This is a genomic window from Hymenobacter sp. GOD-10R (assembly GCF_035609205.1).
Taxonomy (GTDB): Bacteria; Bacteroidota; Bacteroidia; order Cytophagales; family Hymenobacteraceae; genus Hymenobacter.
Genome location: NZ_CP141184.1, coordinates 6219559 through 6245159, shown reverse-complemented (window position 1 = coordinate 6245159; position 25601 = coordinate 6219559). Strand labels below are relative to the sequence as shown.

The 25601-nt window shown below is 53.0% G+C and carries 21 protein-coding genes; 12 read left to right on the top strand and 9 right to left on the bottom strand.

Going from position 1 to position 25601, the window contains the following annotated elements; all coding sequences use genetic code 11:
- Positions 1–155 precede the first annotated feature (155 nt).
- From SD425_RS24875 to SD425_RS24865, 3 genes are all read left to right on the top strand, one after another.
- A complete protein-coding gene (locus tag SD425_RS24875; RefSeq protein ID WP_324673405.1) occupies positions 156–1778 on the top strand; it encodes a hypothetical protein in 1623 nt (540 codons plus the stop codon).
- Positions 1779–1851: 73 nt separating this feature from the next.
- Complete coding sequence (locus tag SD425_RS24870; protein WP_324673404.1) at positions 1852–2388, top strand: carbohydrate binding domain-containing protein; 537 nt, start codon at positions 1852–1854, stop codon at positions 2386–2388.
- Between the two features lie 88 nt (positions 2389–2476).
- Positions 2477–4375, top strand: a complete 1899-nt coding sequence (locus tag SD425_RS24865; RefSeq protein WP_324673403.1) for a hypothetical protein — start codon at positions 2477–2479, stop codon at positions 4373–4375.
- Positions 4376–4378: 3 nt separating this feature from the next.
- On the opposite strand, the gene SD425_RS24860 is transcribed toward SD425_RS24865, so the two are convergent.
- Both SD425_RS24860 and SD425_RS24855 read right to left on the bottom strand, forming a co-directional pair.
- Positions 4379–5104, bottom strand: a complete 726-nt coding sequence (locus SD425_RS24860) for a glycosyltransferase family 2 protein (RefSeq protein WP_324673402.1) — start codon at positions 5102–5104, stop codon at positions 4379–4381.
- Between the two features lie 36 nt (positions 5105–5140).
- The gene (locus tag SD425_RS24855; RefSeq protein WP_324673401.1) at positions 5141–5950 is read right to left on the bottom strand and encodes an SDR family oxidoreductase; all 810 of its coding nucleotides are present in this window, start codon (positions 5948–5950) and stop codon (positions 5141–5143) included.
- Between the two features lie 280 nt (positions 5951–6230).
- Between SD425_RS24855 and SD425_RS24850 the strand changes: the two genes are divergently transcribed.
- The 5 genes from SD425_RS24850 to SD425_RS24830 all read left to right on the top strand — a co-directional run bounded on the left by SD425_RS24850 (position 6231) and on the right by SD425_RS24830 (position 11036).
- Entirely contained in the window at positions 6231–6761 is a 531-nt protein-coding gene (locus tag SD425_RS24850; protein WP_324673400.1) for a 3-hydroxyanthranilate 3,4-dioxygenase, read from the top strand.
- Between the two features lie 302 nt (positions 6762–7063).
- Entirely contained in the window at positions 7064–8227 is a 1164-nt protein-coding gene (locus SD425_RS24845; RefSeq protein WP_324673399.1) for a hypothetical protein, read from the top strand.
- A 43-nt stretch (positions 8228–8270) separates the two neighbouring features.
- Positions 8271–9554, top strand: a complete 1284-nt coding sequence (kynU, locus tag SD425_RS24840; RefSeq protein ID WP_324673398.1) for a kynureninase — start codon at positions 8271–8273, stop codon at positions 9552–9554.
- 85 nt (positions 9555–9639) lie between these two features.
- Positions 9640–10308 carry a hypothetical protein gene (locus SD425_RS24835; RefSeq protein WP_324673397.1) on the top strand — a complete coding sequence of 223 codons (669 nt, stop codon included), beginning with the start codon at positions 9640–9642 and terminating at the stop codon, positions 10306–10308.
- 131 nt (positions 10309–10439) lie between these two features.
- Positions 10440–11036, top strand: a complete 597-nt coding sequence (locus SD425_RS24830) for an alpha-ketoglutarate-dependent dioxygenase AlkB family protein (protein ID WP_324673396.1) — start codon at positions 10440–10442, stop codon at positions 11034–11036.
- A gap of 52 nt (positions 11037–11088) precedes the next feature.
- Here the strand turns inward: SD425_RS24830 and SD425_RS24825 are convergent, their stop codons facing one another.
- Entirely contained in the window at positions 11089–11298 is a 210-nt protein-coding gene (locus SD425_RS24825; protein ID WP_324673395.1) for a hypothetical protein, read from the bottom strand.
- Positions 11299–11543: 245 nt separating this feature from the next.
- Between SD425_RS24825 and SD425_RS24820 the strand changes: the two genes are divergently transcribed.
- Complete coding sequence (locus SD425_RS24820; protein ID WP_324673393.1) at positions 11544–12938, top strand: NAD(P)/FAD-dependent oxidoreductase; 1395 nt, start codon at positions 11544–11546, stop codon at positions 12936–12938.
- Here SD425_RS24820 and SD425_RS24815 read toward each other — a convergent pair whose 3' ends face one another.
- Together SD425_RS24815 and rpoN are read right to left on the bottom strand one after the other, a co-directional pair.
- Positions 12939–13571, bottom strand: coding sequence for a hypothetical protein (locus tag SD425_RS24815; RefSeq protein ID WP_324673392.1), 633 nt, complete (start codon positions 13569–13571; stop codon positions 12939–12941).
- Positions 13572–13868: 297 nt separating this feature from the next.
- Positions 13869–15437: an RNA polymerase factor sigma-54 gene (gene rpoN / locus SD425_RS24810; RefSeq protein WP_324673391.1), complete on the bottom strand. Its 1569-nt coding sequence runs from the start codon at positions 15435–15437 to the stop codon at positions 13869–13871.
- 177 nt (positions 15438–15614) lie between these two features.
- On the opposite strand from rpoN, the gene asnS reads away from it, so the two are divergent.
- The gene (gene asnS / locus SD425_RS24805; protein WP_324673390.1) at positions 15615–17009 is read left to right on the top strand and encodes an asparagine--tRNA ligase; all 1395 of its coding nucleotides are present in this window, start codon (positions 15615–15617) and stop codon (positions 17007–17009) included.
- A gap of 122 nt (positions 17010–17131) precedes the next feature.
- On the opposite strand, the gene SD425_RS24800 is transcribed toward asnS, so the two are convergent.
- A complete protein-coding gene (locus SD425_RS24800) occupies positions 17132–17377 on the bottom strand; it encodes a hypothetical protein (RefSeq protein ID WP_324673389.1) in 246 nt (81 codons plus the stop codon).
- 119 nt (positions 17378–17496) lie between these two features.
- Between SD425_RS24800 and SD425_RS24795 the strand changes: the two genes are divergently transcribed.
- Positions 17497–19131: an FAD-dependent oxidoreductase gene (locus SD425_RS24795; protein ID WP_324673388.1), complete on the top strand. Its 1635-nt coding sequence runs from the start codon at positions 17497–17499 to the stop codon at positions 19129–19131.
- Between the two features lie 44 nt (positions 19132–19175).
- Here the strand turns inward: SD425_RS24795 and SD425_RS24790 are convergent, their stop codons facing one another.
- From SD425_RS24790 to SD425_RS24780, 3 genes are all read right to left on the bottom strand, one after another.
- Positions 19176–19634 carry a hypothetical protein gene (locus SD425_RS24790; RefSeq protein WP_324673387.1) on the bottom strand — a complete coding sequence of 153 codons (459 nt, stop codon included), beginning with the start codon at positions 19632–19634 and terminating at the stop codon, positions 19176–19178.
- Positions 19635–19703: 69 nt separating this feature from the next.
- Positions 19704–20960: an alginate O-acetyltransferase AlgX-related protein gene (locus tag SD425_RS24785; protein WP_324673386.1), complete on the bottom strand. Its 1257-nt coding sequence runs from the start codon at positions 20958–20960 to the stop codon at positions 19704–19706.
- Between the two features lie 56 nt (positions 20961–21016).
- Positions 21017–22345 (bottom strand): MBOAT family O-acyltransferase, encoded by a 1329-nt coding sequence (locus SD425_RS24780; RefSeq protein ID WP_324673385.1) that lies wholly within the window; start codon positions 22343–22345, stop codon positions 21017–21019.
- 268 nt (positions 22346–22613) lie between these two features.
- On the opposite strand from SD425_RS24780, the gene uvrA reads away from it, so the two are divergent.
- Positions 22614–25580 carry an excinuclease ABC subunit UvrA gene (uvrA, locus tag SD425_RS24775; protein ID WP_324673384.1) on the top strand — a complete coding sequence of 989 codons (2967 nt, stop codon included), beginning with the start codon at positions 22614–22616 and terminating at the stop codon, positions 25578–25580.
- Positions 25581–25601 lie beyond the last annotated feature (21 nt).

Here is a 25601-nt window from a genome sequence, read left to right as displayed (position 1 = left end):
AGCGAAGATAGGAACAGGACTTCAGAACAAATTCTGTAGCAACTCAAAGCCAAGAGTACTTGGCCTGCGAAGGAGGAACATTCTTGGGAGAAGCCAACCTAGCTCTGCGCGCAAAATGGCGCGCACTAGTTACTTTGCAGGACAGTAAAGCTATTATGATTGACAATACACTTTCTACTGATCGTTGGCGGCGTCCGGCTGTAGGAGCCTTTTTTATCTTGCTATTACTAGTAGGAATATGGCTAGTTCGTGACTACGGAATGTCGTTTGACGAAAACCAGAGTCGGCACAACGGAATGGTATCGTTGAAGCACGTATGCGACTTGTTTTGGCCCGAGTTTGTGCAGCGCAACGAGAAGGCCTTCGCCTATTACCAGCAGTTCGACCTACGCGACTACTATGACCGGGATTACGGCGTGGCCTTCGAAATGCCCGTTTCTTTCTTGGAGCGGCTACTCAATTTAGAGAGTCAGCGCTCTATCTTTTGGTTTAGGCATCTGTGTACCTTTTTGGTGTGCTTGGGCGGGGTAGGTGCTGTCTATCAGCTAGCCGCGCGTCGTTTTAGCAGCTGGCGCCTAGGTCTGCTTGGAGCCTTACTACTAGTGCTGAGCCCTCGTTTGTTCGCGGAGTTCTTTTACAATGACAAGGATGCCGTATTCATGGCGCTCTTTGCCATTGCTACTAACACCGCCGTACGATTTATCAGTCGGCCTACGGCTGGGCGAGCTCTGTGGCACGCAGTGGCCTGCGCCGTAACCATCGATGTGCGTATCATGGGGGTGCTGCTGCCCATGGCTACTTTCACCATACTTGCGCTACGGCTCCTACGGGGCGAGTATCAGGCACACGGCACCGCACGTGTCACAGCGGGCATCAGTTTGTACTTGCTACTGCTACCCACGCTGGTTATTAGCTTTTGGCCTTACCTGTGGGATGCACCCGTTGAGAATTTTTTGGAGGCGTTCCAGAAGATGGCGAAGTTTCGTTGGACCGGCCAAGTGCTGTACATGGGAACTACCATGCCAGCAACGGAAATCCCCTGGCACTACGCTCCCGTTTGGATTAGCATTACTACGCCCATCCTGTACGTAATAGCTGCTGTAGCTGGTGCTATTTGTATCATGCAAAAGCTAGTAAGCCGCATGTGGAAGCTCTACGCTTCCGAGGAAGAGTGGCAGGATTTGCTATTCTTAGGCTTAACTGTGGCACCTGTAGCTGCGGTTATTCTGCTGCACTCAATACTGTACGATGGGTGGCGTCAGCTGTATTTTATCTACCCTAGCTTTCTGCTGGTAGCAATGCGCGGGTTGATAGCTCTGGTGCGTTGGCGGCCAAGCTTCTGGGGGCTGAGCAACCGCTGGCCAACGCTGATGCGGAGCTTTCTGGTCCTGTCGTTGGTCGTTTCAGCGGTGCAAATAGTTTGGATGCACCCACAACAGCAAGTCTACTTTAATGCTTTTGCGGGGCGCAACGTCGAACAAAAATTCGACCTGGACTACTGGTTACTGAGCTACCGGTGGGGCTTGGAGTGGATCACCCAACACGATGATCGTAGAGAGATTCTAGTAGCTGCTCCTGAAGGGGGAAGTTTTGAGCTGAATCGCTGGCTCCTAGATTCTTATAACGGGGAGCGGCTCAAGTTTGTCGCGGAGCCAGAAAAAGCTGATTACTTCATATCTAACTACCGCTGGCATCCCTATCCCTACGATTATCCTAATGAAGTAGCCCGCTTGCAGGTGCAAGGGAGAAGGGTTCTGTCAGTATTTCAGATGCACTAGGAGTAGTTAACATCTTTTAGTGAAAGCATTTAGCTTATTTTGAAGGTCCGAAAGAATAACTAAGCATCATACCATGAGAAAACTGCTCTGTCTCCTGCTTGCCGTGGGAGTGGCAGCCTGCGCCGAGAAAAAAACAGAATTGCCAGCTAACCTTCTATCCCACAATGATTTTGAAGAGCTAGATGGCTGGATGGGTAGTAACGAATACCTAGCTTCTCTGACCACTGAGCAAGCGCACTCCGGTAAGTACTCCGCGAAAGTAGACCCAGCCGTTGAGTTCAGCGCAGGCTACAGCAAGCCGCTGGGCAAAGTAGCCGACCATATGCCCAAGAAGCTCAAGATTCAGGCCTGGGTGAATATCGCCAACAGCAAAGCCGCTCCGTTCATAGTAACGGAGCTAAAACAGGCGGGCACCAACAAGCAGTTGTTATGGGAAGGCATAGAGCTAGCGAAAGAGGTGAAACACTACAACATGTGGGTGCAAGTGGAAAAGACTGTGAGCATGCCCGCGGAGGCCGCCTACAACGACGTGCTGAAGGTGTATTTGTGGCGCGGCAACAGCATACAGCCGACATACGTGGATGATATGATGATCTTGAATGAACAATAGCCAGGGTAGTTGTGCCCAGTCAATAGGCGCCCATCCTTTTTAACTGCTAACGATTATTGTTTTTGCCAGAATGCTAGGGTCTTATTCTTTGCCTACTTCGCTGCCAACCCCAACCGTTCGGCTACGAGCGCCCCTGTCGCTGCTGAGCATGGGGCTCGTGGTGGCCGTGCTGCTGCGTATGTTCGTTGCCGTAGATAATTGGGCTGACCTCAAGGTTACTAAGTATGATGTGTTCGGGTACTACCTCTACCTGCCCGCTATGTTCATTTACCATGACGTATCGGGGCTGAGCTTCGTGACGCCTATTATCAATCAGTATGACCTCACTAACCGGGGCAACCCGGCGCACCCCCTTGGTAACTACGAGGTGTCGAGGGCCCGCACCGACCCCGACCGCTACGTTATCAAGTATACCATGGGGCTGTCTATTCTCTACGCTCCATTTTTCGCGGCCGCACACCTCTACACCAAGTACTTCTCCTCTTACCCACCTGACGGCTACTCGCTGCCTTACCAACTCGGCGCTTACCTAGCAGGACTGGTGTACGCCTTATTGGGACTGGTATTGTTGCGGCGGCTGCTCCTGCTGTACTTCAGTGATGCATTGACCGCTCTGCTGCTCGTGGTTGTCTACTGCACGACAAACTACTTGTGTTATGCGGTTTTTAAGAGTCTATACTCGCATAACTTCCTGTTTGTGCTGCATACGGCTACGCTGCTGCTGACGCACTATTGGTTGCAGCGGCCCCGCCTGGCATACAGCCTAGGGCTAGCTTGCACCATCGGGCTAGCGGTACTGATTCGTCCTACCGAAATAATCATAGTATTGGTTCCGCTACTGTTAGGTGTAGCTTCCTGGGCTGATCTGCAAGCACGTATCCGACTGTTGTGGGCAGAGCGCCTGCAAGTTGTCTTCTTCGGCATAGGCGCGTTTCTTATTATGGTGCCGCAGCTATTATACTGGCATCATACCTCCGGCCACTGGACCTACGACTCGTATCCAGGCGAAAGCTTTGATTTCTTGCATCCAAAGCTATATTCCGGGCTGTTGAGCTTTGATAACGGCTGGCTGACTTACACGCCCGTAATGGTGCTCGCCTTGGTGGGCTTGTTTATTCTGTGGCGGCAGCGCCGCGACTGGTTTTGGTTGGCTACTTTGTACCTAGGGTTGCACGTGTACATTGCGTACAGCTGGTGGTGCTGGTGGTACATGGATAGCTTTGGCTCCCGCACCATGGTACAAACGTACCCTTTACTTTGCCTACCCCTAGGGTTCTGCCTGCAAGCCTTATTTAGGCGCGGAGCCGCTGTGCGCGTGCTGACCGCAAGCGTACTGGTGCTGCTCACAGCCCTGAATGGCTTCCAGCTTTGGCAGCGGCAACAGGGCATCTTTATGCCTGAGCACATGACCCGTCGCTACTATTTTGCCATCCTGGGTGAAACCCAACTCACCAAAGCGGACTTAGCTAAGTTTGACACCAACGAAGCTGACCCCGACCGAACCCGTTATGTGCCGGAAGTCGTGTATTTCAACAACTTCAGCCAAGAAGCCGCGGCAGGCGTCACCAACGACTTTGCCTTGGTAGCACCAGTATTCCGGGTCGATGGGCAGCACCCTTACAGTCCTACCTACCGGCAAAAGCTAGGCGACTTACAAGTGCAACCCGGCGACTGGATTGAGGCCAGCGCCCAAGCTTTCTTTCCCGATAAAGCCTGGGACATCAACCAGATGCCTAGTCTCGTCATTGAATTCAAGCGCAACGGCCAAACTTACAAGTGGAAAAGCGTGCGGCTGATGAACAAAGTAGGAGAGGTATCGACCGTTTACGGCGGAACGCCAAAAGTTTGGGATGAAGTTAGATTCGACAGCAAAGTGTCGAAGGATGCGCAGCCTGACGACGAGGTTTCCGTGTATGCGTTTCAGAACGGCTCAGCGCAACCCGTGCTGATCGACAACCTAAACGTAACCGTACTCCGGCACCGGTAGCTCCTAGCTTTGAAACAAACCGTACTTCAGAATGCAGTAGATCGCCCGGAAACCGTCGCGCCAGCCAATCTTCTTGCCTTCGGCATAGGTGCGACCGTAGTAGCTAATGCCTACCTCGTAGATGCGGGCATTAGGCACGCGAGCGATTTTGGCGGTTACTTCTGGCTCGAAGCCGAAGCGTTTCTCTTCTAGCTTCAACCCTTGGATGATGTCGCGCCGGAAGAGTTTGTAGCAAGTCTCCATATCCGTCAGGTTCAGATCGTTGAACATGTTGGAGAGGAAGGTCAGAATAGCATTACCGATGCTGTGCCAGAAGAACAGAATACGGTGGGGCTGACCACCCATAAAGCGTGAGCCAAACACGACATCTGCAAATCCCTTTAGGATGGGTTTCATCAGAATGTTGTACTCCTCCGGATCGTACTCTAAGTCAGCATCTTGAATAATAACATAGTCGCCCGTAGCCTCGCGAATACCGGTGTGTAGCGCAGCTCCTTTGCCCTGATTGACGGCATGTTGTAGTAGCCGCATGCCCATCTCGGGGTAGCGTGCTATGTAAGCAGTAATTACCTCAACGGAATTGTCAGAAGAACAGTCGTTGACTAGGATAATCTCCTTTTGAATGTTATTCACCAGCTTCAACTCGCGCAACACGTCCAGGATCTGGTGGATAGTGCGAGCCTCGTTGTAGACGGGAATAACAATAGAAAGCTTGTCAAATTTGACCAAAACGCAAGTAGTTTAGGTATTTAATTGGAGCGTAAATTACAGATTTCCGGTCCGGCCGCCATCTACTGGCACGTTGATGCCTGTGATATAGCTAGCTGCTGGCGAAGCTAAGAACGCAACGGCTGCCGCGATTTCTTCAGACTGGCCGAAGCGGTGAGTGGGGATAAGTTGGAGCAAGCTGCTTTCGATATCAGCTATCGATTTGCCTGTTTGAGCGGCTCTTTGTTCGATAAGGGAGGTGTGGCGTTGGGTAACGGTGGCGCCAGGTAGCACATTATTAACAGTGATACCATCGGCGGCTATCTCGTTGGCCAAGGTTTTAGCCCAATTACCCACCGCCGCTCGAATGGTGTTGGACACTCCTAGGTTAGGGAGCGGTTGCTTAACGGAAGTGCTAATGACATTGATAATGCGACCATACCGGCGAGCTTGCATGCTAGGTACTATCAGTTGCGCCAATACCTGATTGCATACTAAGTGTTGCTCGAAAGCAGCTCGAAACGCGTCAGCTGTCGCCGCCAGAATAGGCCCACCAGCCGGACCGCCTGTGTTGTTTATCAGAATGTCGAAGCCCTTCGGATGCGCTGCCAAATAATCTCGTACTTGGGCTGCTACTACGGTGGCATCCGTGAAGTCGGCAGCGATATAATCGTGCGCTTGATTTGCCGGAGTGGGCAGCTCAGTGGCAGTCTGTTGTAGGCGTTCTTTGTTGCGGGCTAGGAGCGTAACAGTCGCCCCCATTTGTGCTAGTGTCTCAGCCACCGCCCGGCCAATACCCTGTGTGCTACCTCCTACCAAAGCGTGCTGGCCAGCTAGGACAGTAGATGAAAAAAGCGACGGTTGCACAGCTATAAGGAGCTAGTTAAGATAAAGATTGCCGCAAATAGCAGCAAACATACGTATGAAGGGGGAACTAGGCTAAGGTTTTAGCTAAAAGATATTGTAAAATAGATCCGTCCCATGTTTGGGTTTTCAGGTTGACCTAGCTTTCTAAAATTCAGCACAAGTCGAGATAAATAGCCAAAAGAGTAGAGCATTTCAGGAGAATAACCTAGCCAAATCAGCTACTTATTTGATTTTGGAGTAGCTTACGGCTGCTTTTGATTTTGCTATTTCCCTCTGGTATATGCCCATCACCCGTCCATTCAACTTCCAGCAGTGGATCGATGAACACCGTCATCTGCTCAAGCCCCCTGTTGGTAACCAGCAGGTGTTCAAAGACAACAAAGATTTCATCGTGATGGTAGTTGGCGGACCTAACACCCGCAAAGACTATCATTATGACGAAGGCGAGGAGCTGTTTTTACAGATAGAAGGCGACATTGTGGTGAAGATCATCGAAGATGGTCAGCCCGTGGATATTCCGATTCGCGCCGGGGAGATGTTTCTGCTGCCTGGTGGTGTTCCGCATTCACCGCGTCGGCCAGCTGGCTCTGTTGGCCTAGTGCTGGAGCGCTACCGCCAGCCAGGTGAGAAAGATGGCTTCCTGTGGTTCTGTGAGAATTGTGGCCATAAGCTTCATGAGGAATATACAGAAATTACCGACATCGTGCAGCAACTCCCGCCTATCATGAACCGCTTCTGGCAATCGGAGGAGAAACGCACTTGCCAGAACTGCGGCACCGTGATGGAGCCACCAGCACCGATAGTATCTTAGTCAGGGACTTAGTCCGCGCTACGCACACAGCTGATAGAAACTCATCTCAGCCTACTCATTACGTTAGTTGCATAGCTTGCCAGTCGTGCTGAACCTAGATGCTACTTCAGGTTCAACTAACCTGGCTATAGCCATGCTCGAAATTACTCATGCGACCGTTACAATTTTTACAAAGGCTACTTCCTGCTACACATATTGGGTACGTCTGGCTATGCACAGCCCTAATAAGCTTGACGATAATCTGCGAAGCATCTAGGTGGAAAAATTACTCGGTGCTAGTCTGGGACATGGGCGGGTACTATATGTATTTGCCTTCTGCGTTCATCAACCACGACCTTGGGGATGGATCTTACGTGACGAACGTCCGGTATTCCTACCACAAAGATGAAGGCCCTGTTTACGGGCTGGTAGAACTTGATAACGGCCGCAAGGTGTTCAAGTACCCCATCGGGATGGCGCTGTTCTACGCCCCCTATTTTACTGCAGCTCATGCTTACGCGCTGGCTACCGGTGAATCAGCAGACGGCTTTTCGGTTAGCTACCAGCAGTTCGTAGCTCTGGGTTGCTTGGCGTACGTACTGATTGGCCTCTGGATTTTAGGCCTAGAGCTGCGGCAATACTTTTCGGATTCGACAGCAGCACTAGCAATGCTGGTAGTAGGGCTCGGCACCAACTTGCTCTACTATGCCACGTTCGAAACGGCAATGGCACACGGTACCTTATTTATGCTCAATGCCTTGCTGCTGCGTCTGACCCGACAGTGGTATCAAAGTGGTCGGTGGAAATATATCTTAGGGCTTGGCCTAACGCTAGGGCTGATTGGGCTCGTGCGTCCGTCCGAACTGCTCATGGCCGGAGTACCAGTATTGTGGGGCATCTCAGGGTGGAAATCAGTACCCCAGCGCTTCCTCTACTGGCAAAAGCACCTAGGTCAGGTGGTCGTTGCCGTGCTATTATTCGGGGCGGTAAGTAGCATCCAACTACTCTTCTGGAAAACAGTTGGGGACAAGTGGGTGATTAACTTCTATCCGGGCGAGCATTTTGACTTCTTGCATCCGCATTTGGTGGAAGGGCTGTTTAGCTTCAAAAAAGGTTGGCTGATTTATTCGCCGCTCATGGCTTTTGCACTCTTGGGCCTCTTCTTTCTACGGCGCGATGCTCCTGACGTCTGGTTGCCGGCGCTCATCTTGATTCCGTTAGGAGTTTATATCATCTTCAGTTGGGAGCAATGGTGGTACGGCGGCGGCTTTGGTGCCCGCCCAGTTATAGGCTTATACCCGCTGCTGAGCTTGGGCCTAGCTAGCTTCTGGCAGCGCATAATACGGGTTAAAGCGGCAGCGCTGGTTCTGGTATCGTGTCTGGTGCTGCTAAATCTGGTACAGATCCGGCAATACTCACTGGGGATTTTGGACTGCTGTGATATGACTCGGGAGAAGTACAAGCAACACTTTTTCGAGTTCAGGTAAGGAAAGGGAAGGCAACCGGTCCGGATGCCTATCTTTACTGCTGATGACTTTTCAGCCCACCCTCGACTTCGCTGCCTCTCTCGACGCCCAAGATCCGTTACGCGACTTTCGCAACCAGTTTCATATTCCACCTGCCCCCAATGGGGAGGAGAGTATCTACTTGTGCGGCAACTCGCTTGGCTTGCTCCCCAAAACGGCGCGGGCTGCCGTCGAGCAAGAATTTCAGGCATGGGAGCAACGAGCAGTAGAAGGGCATTTTCATGGCACTTCGCCTTGGATGCATTACCATGAAGTTCTAGCTCCGGCTGCAGCGCGGATAGTCGGGGCCAAGCCGCTGGAAGTGGTGGTGATGAATAACCTGACCACGAATCTGCACCTATTACTTATTTCCTTCTACCGCCCTACGGCTACGCGCTACAAGGTGCTGATGGAAGGCGGGGCTTTCCCCTCTGACCAGTACGCGCTGGAGTCGCAGGTGAAGCTACATGGCTTTGCTCCCGAGGATGCTATTGTGGAGCTAGCGCCCCGCCCGGGTGAGCACACGCTGCGCACCGAAGATATCGAAACCAAGATTCAGGAGCTAGGAGAATCGCTGGCGACGGTGCTGCTCGGCGGCATAAACTATTATACGGGGCAGGTGTTCGACATGGCCGCTATTACCCGCGCAGGACACGCCGTAGGTGCAACCGTCGGGTTCGACCTAGCCCACGCGGCCGGCAACGTCGAGCTGCACCTGCACGACTGGGATGTGGATTTTGCCTGCTGGTGCACGTACAAATACCTGAATTCTGGTCCGGGCGGCACTTCAGGAGCTTTCGTGCACGAGCGATTTGCCTACCAGTTCGATTTGCCACGCCTAGCTGGCTGGTGGGGGCACGATGCCAAAGAGCGTTTTCAGATGAAGAAGGGCTTCAAGCCGATGCCTGGAGCAGCAGGCTGGCAACTCGCTAATGGGCAGATTTTCCCGATGGCTATTCACCGCGCGTCTTTGGCGTTGGTAGACGAGGCCGGTGGTATGAGTGCACTGCGCCGCAAGAGTGAGCAGCTCACTGCCTATCTGGAATTTATGATTCGGCGGCTGCAGCTTCCGGCTGAGCAGCTGGAAATTATTACGCCCTCAGACCCAGCCGCGCGGGGTTGCCAACTCTCGTTATTGGTACACCAAAACGGGCGCCAACTGTTTGACCACCTTGCTGCTGCGGGCATCATTGGCGACTGGCGTGAACCTAACGTTATTCGATTGGCGCCGGTACCATTGTACAACTCCTACCAGGACGTGCAGCGAACAGGGGAGGTGCTAGCTGCATGGGCTACAAAGGCCGAATAGTTACACACTGAATTATCGGAGTTTTATCGGGGTTTTACGTAAACACCATTGTGTTCACTCAATTGTTGGTTCGCTAACTACTCTTATGGCCGAAGAATATGCGGCAAAAATGGCGCTCAAGACTGATGCTGAGTTGCAACGGTATGTAACCGCACGAGCAGAGTATCGCGATGATGCGGTGATAGCCGCCCTAGACGAATTAACGCGTCGGGGTAAACCCCACCCCGAAGACGCGGCACTACGCCCGGCATTGGAAGTAGGGGTACGTGAGCAGCAGGTGCGGCTAGATGCCGAGGAGCAGCGCGTTGGCACTTATACTACCGTCGCCGACGAAGCTGAGCCAGAAGAAAAAGGGCCAACCTTATACTCGCCCGTCACCATTACGTGGTTTTCAGTGCTCTTCTCGATGCTGGCCGGCGGCGTGCTGCTAGGCTTAAACCTACGCCAGCTGCGGCGCACAGGGGCCATGCTGCGCTTAGGGTTGTTTGTGCTCGTGTACTTTGGCGGCGGCATGTTGCTGCTAAGTTGGCTGGTTCAGCGCCACGGTTTGAGCACGTGGGTGCTCAGCTTGTTCGATTTGCCGGCTATTATTGCCTACATCTTTTGGTTTTGGCCGCGTTATGTACGCACCTATACCTATCAAACCCGCAACTGGTTGATTCCCTTTGTGATATGCTCGGTAGTGAAAATTGGTCTTCTGGCGTTTGTTGCCCAGCATATTACGCAGCTGATGCCGGCCATATCGGGGCAGTAAACCGGACGTTTATTTTGCCATAGCTATTACGTAGCCCATGCAGGCAAACAGGAATAGTAGCTACAAGGGCTCTGTTTAGGGTGCCTTGTAGCCGCCCAGGTGGATAATTACACTTCCTTATTACTTCTTTAATGCCGCTCACGCTTTTGCCCTTACCCGACGCGGAGGTGCTGCTAGACGCTAGTTTCCTGGCGCCTGCAGAAGCTGAAGCGTTACTGGTTGAGCTGACGGAAACCATCTGCTGGCGGCAAGAGCCAATCAAGCTCTTCGGGAAAGAAGTAATGCAGCCACGGCTTACCGCTTGGCACGGCGACCCTACCGCAAACTACCAGTATTCCGGATTGAAGCTAGCTCCTCAGACTTGGACTCCTGCCTTGCAGGGAATCCGGCAGCGCGTAGAAGCTGCAGCCGAATGCAGCTTCAATAGTGTTCTGCTTAATCTATACCGCTCTGGGCAAGATAGTATGGGTTGGCATGCCGATAACGAACCGGAACTAGGTCCGACGCCAACTATTGCTTCAGTAAGTTTGGGAGCAACTCGCAACTTTCGGCTCAAGCCGCGCGACCCGCAGCGCACTCACCATCAGGCCCTGACGCTAGCGCTCGGCACTGGGAGCTTGCTGCTGATGCGTGGGTCTACTCAGGATCGTTGGCTGCATGCAGTACCTAAAACGGCCGTCTCTGTGGCACCACGCCTCAATTTGACCTTTCGTCGTATTACAAGCTAGGTATTAGAATCTGGTAATCTAAGTATGAATATTCGCCCGCTTCTCATGCTGGTTAGTAACGAATTTCTGGGTGGCCGTACAGCGAAGGGCAATCTGGCTCGCCAAGCAAATAGTCGCCAATGCGCAGCAACGTAGCATTGAACGGTAACTGTACTGCAGTGACAAAAGGATGGGACGTCGGGGCGAGGCTCGTGCTAGCAGAAAGCAACTCAGCACGAGACGCCTGCTTGTTGTGGCGGATGCTGATTTTTCTAGGACGCATGAGTTTTTTGCAAAAATGGGTGGCGGTTGCGAGGCGGGACTTAATCATGACGTTGACTTAATTCAATACTTTCACACTATAGTAACAAAGCTAGCCCCCAACTTTTATACCGTTCAGCGAATCCGACCAACCTAGGTGCCTTCCCCGATCAACTTGGCTTTTCACCAGTTTAATAAAGTGCATCTATTCGTCGTATAAGCTTTTTTGAGTCCTTTTTCTGCTTTCCGTCCTGATTCAGCTTTCTTATGTCCACTCTTTCCGCGTTTCCCGATTCTGTACCTTCTTCCCAACCTGAACCCCTTACTGTCATGGGAGGCGGCTTGGTAGGGACGTTGGCTGCTCTGTATTTGGCACGTCGCGGCTACCCCGTAGACATCTATGATCGGCGCTCCGACCCGCGGCGGATCAGCAAAACCACGGAGGGGCGCTCCATCAACCTAGCTTTGTCTGATCGGGGATGGCGGGCATTAGAAGGTGTCGGTATCAGTGAACAGATTCGACCCGTAGCTATCCCCATGTACCAACGGGTGATGCATGACCAGCAAGGCCGTCTTACCTACCAGCCTTACGGGAAGGATAATCAAGCCATTTACTCGGTGTCGCGCGACGGCTTGAACCGCGCTTTATTGGACCTGACCGAAGCAGAATCGCGCATCAGCTTACACTTCAACCAAAAGTGCCAATTGGTCGATCTGCACAACCGAAACGTCGTGTTGCGCGATACCCTGACCGGTCAGGAAGAAACCCGTCCTTTTCGTCATCTATTTGGTGTTGACGGAGCTTATTCTGCCGTGCGCAGCGCCATGCAGAAAACGGAGCGGTTCGACTACTCACAGCAGTATCTCGACTACGGCTACAAGGAACTAACCATCGAGGCTGGTGCCGATGGAACGTGGCTCCTGGAAAAAAATGCGCTGCACATCTGGCCTAGGGGCCAGTACATGATGATTGCATTGCCTAACCTGGATGGCTCGTTTAACTGCACACTATTTTTCCCCTACGAAGGCGCAAAGTCTTTTGCCACCTTGCAAACTGGAACAGAGGTTCGGGCGTTCTTCGCGGAGGTCTTCCCTGATGCTTTGCCGTTGATGCCAGAGTTGGAAAAAGACTTTTTTCAGAACCCAACGAGTTCTTTGGTGACCATCCGCTGCTATCCGTGGTCGGTAGCCGATGAGGTGCTGCTGCTCGGCGATGCTTCCCACGCGATTGTTCCCTTCTACGGCCAAGGCATGAACGCTGGCTTCGAAGATTGCTCGGTACTCGACGACTTGCTCGATCAGTACGGTAGCGACTGGCAGACAATCTTTGCGGAATTTCAACGGCTGCGCAAGCCCAATGCCGATGCAATGGCCGACCTAGCCGTGTACAACTTTGAAGAGATGCGCGACCGGGTAGCCGATCCGCGCTTTTTGCTGCGCAAGAAAATAGAGAGCAAGATTTCGGCCCAATATCCTGATCAATGGGTGCCGCTGTACACGCAGGTTACGTTCTCGAGCACACCGTACGCAGATGCTTGGGCCAACGGGCAACGCCAGGAACAAGTAATGCAACGCTTGATGCCGCACATTCAGAACGAAGCGGATTACGACCAGCCGGCCGTGCAAACACTCGTGCAGCAGGAACTCGCTAGTATGGCGTAATCAGCCAAGCGTTAGGCCCAGGCCAAAGCCAAGCACAACGCCCACACCTAGGGTCAGGCCGGCCCACACCTGCGCGGAAGTATGGGCGTTTAAAGCGAGGCGTGCGCTCATGACGGCGCCCGTCAGCAAGATCATGCTTACTAGCCACCAAACGCCCGACTCACCTGACAAAGCACTCATTTGCAACACAGAAAGAAAGCCTACTGCCCCGCCCACTCCAACGGTATGAGCACTAATCTTCCACCGCAATGAAATGAGAAAAGTGAGCAGCACGGCTACGGTCATGCCCGCCATCATGTGCATCAGCAGCGGGTCGAAGGCGTCACGTTCATGTTGAAACATGAGCGTCGCTGCCGCGAAGCAGATGGCGGTCAGCAGAAAAGGGAGCGGCCGGTGCCGGCGGTCAGGCAGCGTAATGGATTCTACTCGGCCTAACCAGTGCAAGGTAGCCGTCAGCAGCGAAGGCAATAGAAAAGTAAATACGAAAGCAACGGCTAAGACTACCCAACGATCGGGCATGAGTGGCCGCAAAATCACCCCTGGTAACTGATAGCAAATGATGTAAAAAAGGTACGAGGGGACCAGCAGCGGATGAAAAGCCGCTGATAAGGCTGTCGCTAACGGACGAGACACAGGAGAAGCAGGAAGTAAGAGGCTGGTAAAGATAGGACCCTAGGCGTAGCGTGATTCGCGGCAGCGATGTGAATGATACAAATAGGCAATGAATCTTTACAAATTTAATGACTTAAATCCTATATTCATCTACCAGAACTAGGCTTATTATGCTGTAATAGCAAATTATTTACGGCAAGCAGAAAACGTCCTTGTCGTCTTCAAGCCCAGCAACAAAAAAGCTAGCTCTTATTCTCTGGCTTGTGGCGTGGAGAGAATAAAAGCTAGCTTCTACTTGAGTAAGCAACGTCTTGCCCGTTACAGCTCGCGTCGGAGGCGGGCCACCGGAATATTCAACTGCTCTCGGTATTTTGCAACGGTACGGCGGGCGATATTATAGCCGCGGGCATTCAGCATCTTTTCCAACTTGTCGTCGGAGAGAGGGCGCCCTTTGCTCTCGCCATCGATGATTTCCTTCAGAATGTGTTTCACCTCACGTGAGGAAGCATCTTCGCCCGAATCGGTAGCAATACCTTCGGAGAAGAAGTACTTCAAAGGATAGATCCCGAACTCCGTCTGCACCGATTTGCTATTGGCTACCCGACTGACAGTCGAGATGTCCATATTAATTTCCTGGGCAATGTCCTTCAAAATCATCGGGCGAAGCCGGCTTTCGTCGCCTTCGAGGAAGAAGTCGCGTTGGTAGCGCACGATGGCGTCCATAGTGCGAAGGAGCGTCTGCTGCCGTTGCCGGATGGCATCGATAAACCAGCGGGCCGCGTCGAGCTTTTGCTTCACAAACGTGACGGCCTCTTTCATCTTTTTGTCCTTCTTCGACGCCTTGTCGTAGGCCTGAAACATCTCGGTGTAAGCCGGAGCTACCCGCAGATCAGGCGCATTGCGCGAGTTCAGCGTGAGGTTGAGCACGCCGTTGTCGTTGCTCAGAATGAAGTCAGGAATAACGTACTGCACCTTGCCCATCCCCACGGGTCCCGTTCCGCCGGGCTTAGGGTTAAGCTTCAGGATCAACGCAATAGCTTCCTTCAGCTCATCGTCTTCTAGGTCTAGCTTTTGCTGAATGCGCGGGTAATGCTTCTTAGTAAACTCGTCGTAGCACTCCAGCAAGATGCGCTCGGCGGCTTCCGTTACTTCATCTTGCGGACGACGCTCTAGTTGCAACAACAGACACTCGCGCAAGTCGCGGGCTCCAATACCGGGCGGGTCGAAGCTCTGCACGACGTGCAACACGCCTTCAATTTCGCCTGGCGCTGCTTCAATGTTCTGGGAGAAAGCTAGGTCGTTGGCAATAGCTGATAGGTCACGGCGGATGTAGCCATCATTGTCGATGGAGCCGATGAGCTGTCGACCAATGGCCGTCTGCTTGTCATCAAGGCCCGCGAAGCTCAGCTGATCCATGAGGCTGTCGATGAGAGAGCCTCCCGTATCTGCCAGCGGCATCTCGCGGTCATCGTCCGAGTCGCCGGGGCCGTCGCCCTGCATCTTATAGCCGGCTATTTCGTCGTCGTTGATATAATCACCTAGGTCGAGGTCGTCGGTATCTTTTGTTTCCGTCCGGTCATCGTCTTTCGACAGATCTACTTCGGGCTGTTCCTCTCCCCGGTCATCGAAGTCTTCGTCGAGCGTATTATCGTCGTTATCAAACTCTGAATCGGGGTCATCATAGTCCTCGGCGTCGTCCGAATCATCCCGGTCTTGCTCTTCCAAGTCATCGTTCTCGTCGCCTTCTTCCAGCGCCGGGTTCAGCTCTAATTCTTCCTTGATACGCGTCTCTAATTCTGCCGTCGGAATCTGGAGCAGCTTAATAAATTGTATCTGTTGCGGAGACAGCTTCTGCGAGAGAAGCTGCTTCATGTCAAGTCTTTGCATAACTAAAAAACGCCTATAATCTCGCCAGAATGAAACGGCAGTAGCTCAAAGATAGCTTTTCCTGTACTTCAGTTGGGATAAAAAAGTTGGTCAAAATGTAGCGTAATTTCTATGTTCCGTGGCTTTTTAAAACTCCTACCTTTGCTTTCTATAAGTTAATCATTAAAGATTAGTACAATGTCCGTCAGAAGGTCAAGCGTACAAGCGCTGCTCCAGAGTCAGGAGCTAGAGCGTGAAGTGGTGGTGAAAGGGTGGGTTCGTACTCGCCGGGGTAATAAATACGTCCAGTTTGTCGCCGTCAACGACGGCTCCACAATCCACAATCTTCAGGTCGTAGCCGATGCGGAGAAATTCCCCGAAGAGACGCTAAAAGACGTCGCTACGGGAGCTTGCGTTTCAGTACGCGGTCAGCTAGTTGCTTCACAAGGTAAGGGACAAACGGTGGAAGTGCAAGCCACTGAAATAGAAGTTCTTGGCAAAGCAGATCCCGAACAATATCCGTTGCAAAAGAAGGGCCACTCGCTCGAATTTTTGCGCGAAATTGCTCACTTACGTCCTCGCACAAACACCTTCGGCGCGGTGCTACGTTTGCGCCATGCGTTGGCGTTTGCCGTCCATCAGTACTTCAATGATCATGGGTTTTATTATATCCACACGCCCATCATCACAGGCTCCGATGCGGAGGGCGCGGGGCAAATGTTTCGCGTAACTACGCTGCCTGACGACCATCCGCCGCGCACGGCGAGCGGCGCCGTCGATTATGGCGAAGATTTTTTTGGTAAGCAGACAAATCTTACGGTTTCGGGGCAGTTAGAAGGCGAAATTGCGGCGCTTGCCCTAGGTAAAATCTACACATTTGGCCCCACGTTCCGCGCTGAGAACTCCAACACCGCCCGGCACCTAGCCGAGTTCTGGATGATTGAGCCGGAAGTAGCGTTCAACGACCTCCAAGACAACATGGAGCTAGCCGAGGATTTCCTGAAGTACCTCGTGCGCTATGCCCTAGAGAAGTGCCTCGACGATCTGAAGTTCCTCAATGAGCAGTACGACAAAGAACTGCTCAGCCGCTTACAGTTTGTGGTCGACAATGACTTCCAGCGCCTGACCTACACGGAGGCTGTTGAGATTTTGAAGACCGCCAAGCAGAAGTTTGAGTTCCCCGTTGACTGGGGCACCGACTTGCAGAGCGAGCATGAACGCTACCTCGTGGAGAAGCATTTCAAGAAGCCCGTTATCCTGACCGATTATCCCAAGGATATCAAAGCCTTCTACATGAAGTTGAACGACGACGACCGCACGGTGCGCGCCATGGACGTGCTGTTCCCGGGCATCGGCGAAATCATTGGGGGCTCGCAGCGCGAGGAGGATCTGGAGAAGCTGCGTACCCGCATGCAGCAGATGAACGTACCCGAAGAGGAACTATGGTGGTACCTGGATCTGCGCCGCTTTGGCTCAGCGCCGCACGCTGGCTTTGGCCTAGGTTTCGAGCGTTTGGTGTTGTTCGTGACGGGCATGGCCAACATCCGGGATGTGATTCCTTTCCCACGCTTCCCAAAGAACGCCGAGTTTTAAGCGCTTTGCCAATTGATAAACACTGAGGCCTGGTTCAACAGTAGGTTGAACCAGGCCTCAGTAGTTAAGCAGCACCTGTTGTATGGCTGGGTGGACAGCCCAGATTGAGCAGCAAGCAGTAGCTAGCAATAATTTCTGAGTTCTTTGTTGTCGACGGCTAGCAGCGCGTCAAGTCGTAGCTCGAAGCCATCTGAGAGGCGCAAGTACTCTACTTTTTCTTTGATGAAGAGGTCGGCGATAACGCCTTGATAAGTGATAGGCGGCGTGTCGCGCTCGGTGCGGTAAACCAAAGTGCAATGCTGGTGCTTGGTAGCCAGCGCTTCCAGCTCATCGTAGAAGGAACAGCTGATCGGCGTGTAATCGGACATAAGCTAGGAGTAAGGTGAATAGAGGTGGGAAGATCAGTATGATTTACTACGTAAGTCAACCCAACCTGGTCGAGGCTCTGTGCGTTGTGTAGGTAAGTGACGAGCTTTCTTCCCGCCCCATGCCCACTGATCTAAACCTAGCCCCTGTTGATGCCTTGCAAGAAGGTGAACTCCGCACTTTCCCAACGCCTAACGACGGCTCTCCTGTTCTCTTGGTGCGCCATGAAGGCCAATACCTAGCTTTTGCGGCGCACTGCCCACACTACGGAGCTCCGCTCGAGAAAGGAAAGATTGTAGATGGGCGACTCATATGCCCATGGCATCACGCCTGCTTCCGAGTCGCCGATGGGCACCTTTGCGAGCCACCGGCCTTGGATAACCTTCCAACCTTCGAACTGCGTGAGGAGAATGGGCGGATCTGGGTAACGATACCCGATAACCCGCTGGCTTCCATAGACGATGCGAATGCCACGCCTACGGCCGAAGTAGGCGGTGCGCTTCCTGAGGAAGCAGAAGCTAGGCACGTCGATGAGCGCACGTTTGTGATAGTGGGAGGAGGAGCAGCCGGGCAATATGCGGCTCAAACCCTGCGCACGGAAGGTTTCGCGGGGCGTTTGATAGTGGTAACGGCAGACGAGTTTGAGCCCTATGACCGTACTAAGCTGAGCAAAGCCTACCTAGCCGGCAAAGCAAAGCCCGAAAACCTACCTCTGCGCCAACCTGCTTTCTACGAGCGGCACCGCATCGAGCTGCTCACCAATACCAGCGTTATCGGCCTCGACCGCAAAAAGCAGGAGTTGCAACTAGCGGGTCGCCCCAACCTAGCTTTCGATAAGCTGCTGTTGGCGCCCGGCTCCACGCCAAATTCATTGCCCACTTTACCTGGCCACGAACTGTCGGGCGTGCTAATCCTGCGCGCACAAACTGACGCAAACAAAATTCTGCGAATGGCCGGGAGTGCTCGTCAGGTCGTCATTATCGGCGCTAGCTTCATCGGGATGGAAGTGGCGAGCAGCTTGATTAATGCAGAGCGCCACGTAACAGTGGTTGCGCACGAAAAGGAGCCGTTCTTGAAAGTGCTAGGTCCAGAAATAGGCGCCATGTTTCGGCAGCTACACCAAGAGAAGGGTGTTGCCTTCGCGGCCGAAGCGGAAGTAGCGGAATTGGTCGGGGAGAAGAACCACGTGACTGGCGTGCGGCTGAAAACCGGGCAACTGTTTCCTGCCGATCTGGTGGTGCTGGGGGTCGGTGTGCGGCCCGCTACCTATTTTCTGCAATTAGCCTTTGAACTAGAAAAAGACGGCGGCCTGCGCGTAGATGAATACTTGCAAGCCGCTCCCAACATTTATGCCGCCGGCGACATTGCACATTTTCCGTTGGCCGCTACGGGAAAATCGACGCGCATTGAACACTGGCGTCTGGCGCAGCAGCATGGCCGTGTGGCCGCCCTGAACATGCTAGGTCGGCAAGAACTATACAACACCACGCCGTTCTTCTGGACGCAGCAGTACGGCAAAAGCCTACGCTATGCGGGCCATGCCGAACACTACGATACCATCATGTACCACGGCGACGTGAGCAAGCAAGACTTTCTGGCGCTGTACACGCAAGGCGACCGTGTTGTAGCCGCTGCAGGCATGAACCGTGATGCTGACATGATCTTTATTGAGGCACTGTTCGCTAAGAAGCAGATGCCTGCTGCGGCCGCCCTTAAAGAGCCAGTAGATTGGCAACAGCTAGCGCGAGCTAAATAAGCACTAAGCAAAAGGGCGGACACCTGTGGTGTCCGCCCTTTTGCTTAGTGCTTGCCGTGGCCTTTACCGTTTCCGGGGCCATGACCGCCGCCGTACAGCTTCTTCGCCTGTCCGGGCGGTAAGCCTTTGCCGTTCTCCAAGCGTTTTACTTGGCCAGGAGGTAGGCTTACAGGGTACAGCTCCCGATGGCGGGTGATTTGCACCCAAGGCTGGGTGCCACGGTAGTCAATCACAACGGGATGGAAGCTGCTGGGCGAGTAGCCGCTAATCGTGCGAAGATGCTGCCATTTGCCTTGGCGCTCCACAATATAATTCTGGTCGCGCAGATCGTAGTAGCCACCCACTTCCGGAATGTAGTAGTACTGCGAGCCTGTTGGCGCCGCGGGCCCCCACGACGGCGTATTGATGTTAAGATTAACTTGTTGTGCGTGGGCAGGTGTGACAGTAGCCCAGCTTGCCAGACTTATACCGAAAGCGACACCTATCTTGAAGAGGGATTTCATTTGTACAGGAAAGAAAAGTGAAAGAAATCAAATCCTGACAAGAACGAAGCCAACGAGCTGAGGATAAAGCTAGCGTTCGGTATGATCGTATATCGTACGTGCTTCACCTTGAAGCACCTCCTCAAAGCCCCGATTCTCCCGGTTTGCTCGCGCCCAAAGACTATCGCTATAGCCCGGCTGACTCATTAGCTGTTGCTCAATAACCTTGATCTTACTGTTGTCAGCTTCCGTGAGGGGGTGGTACAGTTCGTAAAGGCGGTCGATGAATCTACCGTAAATGAGATTATGCTCGGTTACAAGCATCATAATAAACTGCCGTGGCTCGATTTGCTGGCGAAAATCACCTTGGTTTAAATCTTCACCGGTGCGGGTAAAATGCGTGTCGTAAATGAAAACAGTTTCATCAACGCCCCAAAAGCGAGACTCAGGGGTGAAAAGGGTCTGTAAGTATGGATCGAAGTGCATGAAACCCCACACGAAACTGTCGCCTGAGATAAGCAGGTTAGGACGTTGCTGCCCCGCTTGCAACGAATCGAAGATTACGCGTGGGTACGCCATCTTATAGTGCTGGTAAGGGAACATTAGGTTCATGGGGCCGCTCAGGTCGTTGTCGGTACCTTGCACCGAGTCACTAGTGACTTTCACAGGGCCCTCCCGCCGAAAGTTGACAAGGTCGAATCCGCCGACCTGTTCGACGCGCGCAAACAGGGTATCTGCTACCAGCGCCACGCCGTACCCGCTCCAGTGAGTGCCTCCTCTCGGAAATAACGGATAGCGGGTGGTGTCTTTCCAAAGCGCAAACAGCCGACTTAAATCCAGCAAGTTGATTTTATTGGCCTGCATCTCCCGGATGAATATGTCATAGTTGGTAGGGCCGCGCTTCACGTGCCGCAAATACGCCGGTAGGTCTTCGGGCTGGTATCGGGCCTTGTTGGGAGCCATCACAAACAAGAACGGAATGCCGCGCTTCGTGAGCTCTTGCTGCACAATGCGCATGCGCCGCACGCGGTAGCGTATCTCTTCTTCTCCCAAAAAATTCTTGCCTAGGTAGGCATTGACGGGAAGAGGCTGGAACAGAACATTATCGCGGCCCACCAGTAGATCGGTGGAGCGCGCTACTCCTAACAGCGACAGCGAGAGCTGATCGCGCATGCGAATAAGCCAAGTACGGAAGCCGACCCGGTCTTCCAAGTATTTCTCTAATTGAGGCTGATACTCGCCAGCTACCAGAGCATTTGGGGTTAGCTCCGGATGAGGTGCCATGGTGTAAGCACCCGCCAGCGGCGCCTCCTCAAGCCAGTGAAACTTGGCTTGTAAGGCTGGCATGATAAGCAAGATTAGCAGCAGTAGAAATAAAGCGCGCTTTATAACCATGACAGAGCTTAGAAACGGAAGTAGATAAACGGGTTGAAAGTGCTACCGATAACGTAGCTCACACTCAGGATAAGCAGAATAGCTGTAACGAACCCTTGGGCCAAGGTGCGGGACAAGGCAAAACGCTCGGCCGTTAAAGTGCCGATTTCCCAGCGTTCTATGCGGGGCAGCGCTGCCATAAAAGAGAAGACTGTGGCCAAGGCTAGCGTAGCCCAAAACTCGATGGTGAAGTAGGGAAGCTCACTCCAGCTGCCCGCAAACATCTGCTTCATGTAGGCTAACGCTGCGCTCAGGCTCTCGGCCCGGAATAAGACCCAGCCTACTACGGTGATGGCGAAAGTAGGGAGGATGCTTAAAACCCCGATCTTCTTATAAATGCGCAACAAGAATAGCCGGTCCAGTACCAAGAACAGACCGTGAAAGGCACCCCAGGCAATGAAGTTCCAAGCCGCGCCGTGCCAGAAGCCAGACAGGATAAATACCGTCCAGAGGTTGACGTACAGGCGGGCCGGCTTCACGCGGTTGCCCCCCAAAGGAATGTAGAGGTAATCGCGCATCCAACGGCCTAGGGTGATATGCCAACGCTGCCAAAACTCCGTGATGCTGCGTGAGATATAAGGGTTATTGAAGTTCTCAGGAAACTGAAAACCGATCATACGGCCAATGCCGATAGCCATATCTGAGTAGCCTGAAAAGTCGAAGTAGATCTGGAAAGTATAGGATACCGCCCCCAGCCAAGCCAAAGACATAGAAAGATCTGTTGGTGCCAAGGTGAAGATCTTATCAGCTTCTTGGCCTAGCACGTTGGCGATGAGTACCTTTTTAGAGAGTCCAATAACGAACCGAAACAATCCCGCGAGCTTATGATCAATGGTATCAAAGGCGGTGCGGTCGGTTAGCTGATCGGCTATTTCGTGAAAACGAACGATAGGCCCGGCAATCATCTTGGGAAAGAGCATGATGTAAAGCATGAAGTCCCAGAAACTCTTCAGCGGCTTGTTCACGCCCCGGTACACATCAATGGTGTAGGTCAGCTTTTCGAAGGTGAAAAACGAGATGCCAATCGGGAGTACCACTTTTTCCCAGGTAAGTGGCGGTCCGCCGAGGTAGCCACGCATAGCGCTGGCGTTTTCGACGAAGAAGTTGGCGTACTTAAAATAGAAGAGCATTGCTACGTTGATGACAATGCTCATAATCAGATAAATGCGCTTCTGCCAGTTCGTAGCGCGGTCCATGTAGCGGATCAACACGAAATTAACCACGACGGAAGCCAGAAACAGCGCGAGAAAATTCAGGCCGCCCCAGGCGTAGAAAAGTAGGCTAGCTGTTAGAGCCACCGCGTTTTTGAAACGTTTGGGGGCTAGATAATAGAGTAGTAAGAAGCTAGGAAAGAAATAGAAAAGGAACAGAGTACTACTAAAAACCATAAGAAACGATAGAAGGGTTAAGGTAGGGCGGCCGAAGATAATAAATTGACTTAACTGCTTCGCCGGCCAATGCCCTCTCTGGAACTATAGTCTTGCCAAAGTCCTTGGCAAATAGCGTATTCGCATAGCTAAAGGGCGCACTTTTACGTACCTTTGCGGACTTATTCTAACGCTTTGCATGGCTAAGAAAACCATTCCGGCTGCCACGGCCGACCTTGTTTCCCCATTGTCGCAGGCTACTACTGCCGAAGTCGAGCTAACAGCGGCGGCGACAACCAGTTATCCAGCTCAATCTCAACATAACTCCGTTGCCGACTCGCCCTACATTGAGGTGTATGGCGCGCGCGAGCACAACCTGAAAAACGTATCCGTTCAGATTCCCCGCGGCAAGTTGGTCGTGTTTACCGGCATCTCAGGTTCGGGTAAGTCGTCGTTAGCGTTTGACACGATCTACGCGGAAGGGCAGCGTCGCTATATGGAGACGTTTTCGGCCTACGCCCGCTCGTTTATGGGTGGGCTAGAACGGCCTGATGTGGACAAAATCGAAGGATTATCGCCGGTCATCAGCATCGAGCAGAAGACGACTTCGCGCAACCCTAGGTCGACCGTTGGTACGATCACCGAGATCTACGACTTCCTGCGTTTGCTCTATGCCCGCACGGCGGAGGCGTTTAGCTACGCCACGGGAGCCAAGATGATCCGGCAGAGCGACGACCAGATCATCAACTACATCCTTAAGCACTTCGCTGACCGCAAGCTGGTGGTGTTGGCGCCCGTGGTGAAGGGCCGCAAAGGTCATTACCGCGAGCTGTTTCAGCAGATTGCTAAGCTAGGTTTCACGAAAGTGCGCGTAGATGGCGAACTGCTCGACCTAGCTCCTAAGATGCAGGTGGACCGCTACAAGATCCACGACATCGAAATCGTAATTGACCGAATTGTGGTGAAGGACGAGGATCGGCACCGCTTGTCAGGATCGGTCCAGAACGCCCTAACTCACGGCAAAGGCACGATGCTGGTGCTTGACCCCGACTCGAAGAAGACGCAGTTTTTCTCGCGCTTCCTCATGGACCCGACCACCGGCATTGCTTACGACGACCCCGCGCCGAACACCTTCAGCTTCAACTCGCCTTACGGCGCTTGCCCCGTGTGCAACGGCCTAGGTGACGTGCAGGAAATTACGGAGGACTCCGTGATGCCGGATAAGAAGCTGAGCATCAGCCGCGGCGGTATTGCCCCGTTGGGTGAGTACCGCGACATCTGGATCTTTCAGCAGTTGCAGGTTATCCTCAAAAAGCAGAAGCTCAGCCTGAGTACGCCGCTCGAAAAGCTACCTGATGAACTGATTCAGCGTTTGCTTCATGGCATTCCGGAGGATGAAGACGCAGACCCCAAAAAAGCGAACTACTCGGAGCCGTTTGAAGGTATCATCCCCTTCCTGCGTCGTCAGATGGATTCCGATTCGGATAACATTCGGGAGTGGATTCAGCAGTATACGCAGTCGAAGGAATGCCCCGAGTGCCACGGCTACCGACTCAAGAAAGAGTCGTTGCACTTCAAAATTGACAGCAAGCACATTGGTGAGCTGTCGGTGATGGATATTAAAGAGTTGGCGACGTGGTTTGAAGGCCTAGAAAGCCGCCTTACCGACCGCCAGAATATCATTAGTAAAGAGCTGCTGAAGGAAATTCGTAAGCGTATTGGCTTCCTGCTCGAAGTAGGGCTGGAGTACCTTGACCTGCACCGTTCCGTGCGCACACTGAGCGGCGGCGAAAGTCAGCGCATTCGCCTCGCTACGCAGATCGGTACCCAACTCGTGGGAGTGCTCTACATCATGGACGAACCTAGTATTGGCTTGCATCAGCGTGACAACGAGCGCTTGATCAAGGCGTTGCAGCACCTGCGCGACATCGGCAACTCGGTGATTGTCGTGGAGCACGACAAGGATATGATCATGAACGCCGACTATGTGCTCGATATTGGTCCGGGTGCGGGTATCCACGGCGGCAGCATCGTGGCCGAAGGATCACCGACGGATATCTTTGAATCGGGCAGCCTGACATCGCAGTACTTAAGCGGGCAGAAGCACATTGAGCTACGGCGACAGAAGCGCAAAGGAGAAGGCAAGGAGCTCGTGCTGAAGGGCGCGAAAGGCCACAATCTGAAGAACGTTACAGCAAAGTTTCCGCTCGGCAAGCTCATTGCTGTCACCGGGGTGTCGGGTTCGGGTAAATCGTCGCTCATCCACGACACGCTCTATCCGATTCTAAATCAATACTTTTTCAATGCTAAGCGCGACCCACTACCATACGGCAGCATCGAAGGGCTAGACCTCGTTGATAAAGTAATCGAGGTAGATCAATCGCCAATTGGGCGCACACCCCGCTCTAACCCGGCCACCTACACGGGCGTGTTCACCGAGATTCGCAGCTTGTTCGCCTCGCTGCCCGAAGCCAAAATTCGCGGCTACGGACCGGGCCGCTTCTCTTTCAATGTGAAGGGCGGCCGTTGCGAAACCTGCGAAGGGGCTGGCATGCGCACCATTGAGATGAACTTCTTGCCCGACGTACACGTGCCGTGTGAAACCTGCAAAGGCCGCCGCTACAACCGCGAAACGCTAGAAGTGCGTTTCAAAGGCAAGAGCATCACCGACGTGCTCGACATGACGGTGGAGAAAGCCGTGGAGTACTTCGAGAATCAACCACGGATTTTGCGCAAGATTCAGGTGCTGAATGAAGTAGGCCTAGGTTACTTGACCCTAGGTCAACAGGCTACCACGCTCTCGGGCGGAGAAGCGCAGCGCGTGAAGCTAGCTACTGAACTCAGCAAGAAGGACACTGGTAAGACGTTCTACATCCTCGACGAACCCACAACTGGGCTGCATTTTGAGGACATCAACCACCTGGCCGACGTGCTGCAAAAGCTGGTGGACAAGGGCAATACAGTGCTCGTCATCGAGCACAACCTTGATCTGATCAAAGTCGCGGACCACATCATCGATATCGGTCCGGAAGGTGGCGGAGGGGGCGGCACCATTGTAGCGCAGGGAACACCCGAGCAAGTAGCAAAATCTGGCAAAGGCTACACGAGCCGCTTCTTGGCAGAAGAGCTAAAAACCAGCAAGTACGCCGAAGAAAAAGTGGCTTAGCTTTCCTAGCTATATACAAAG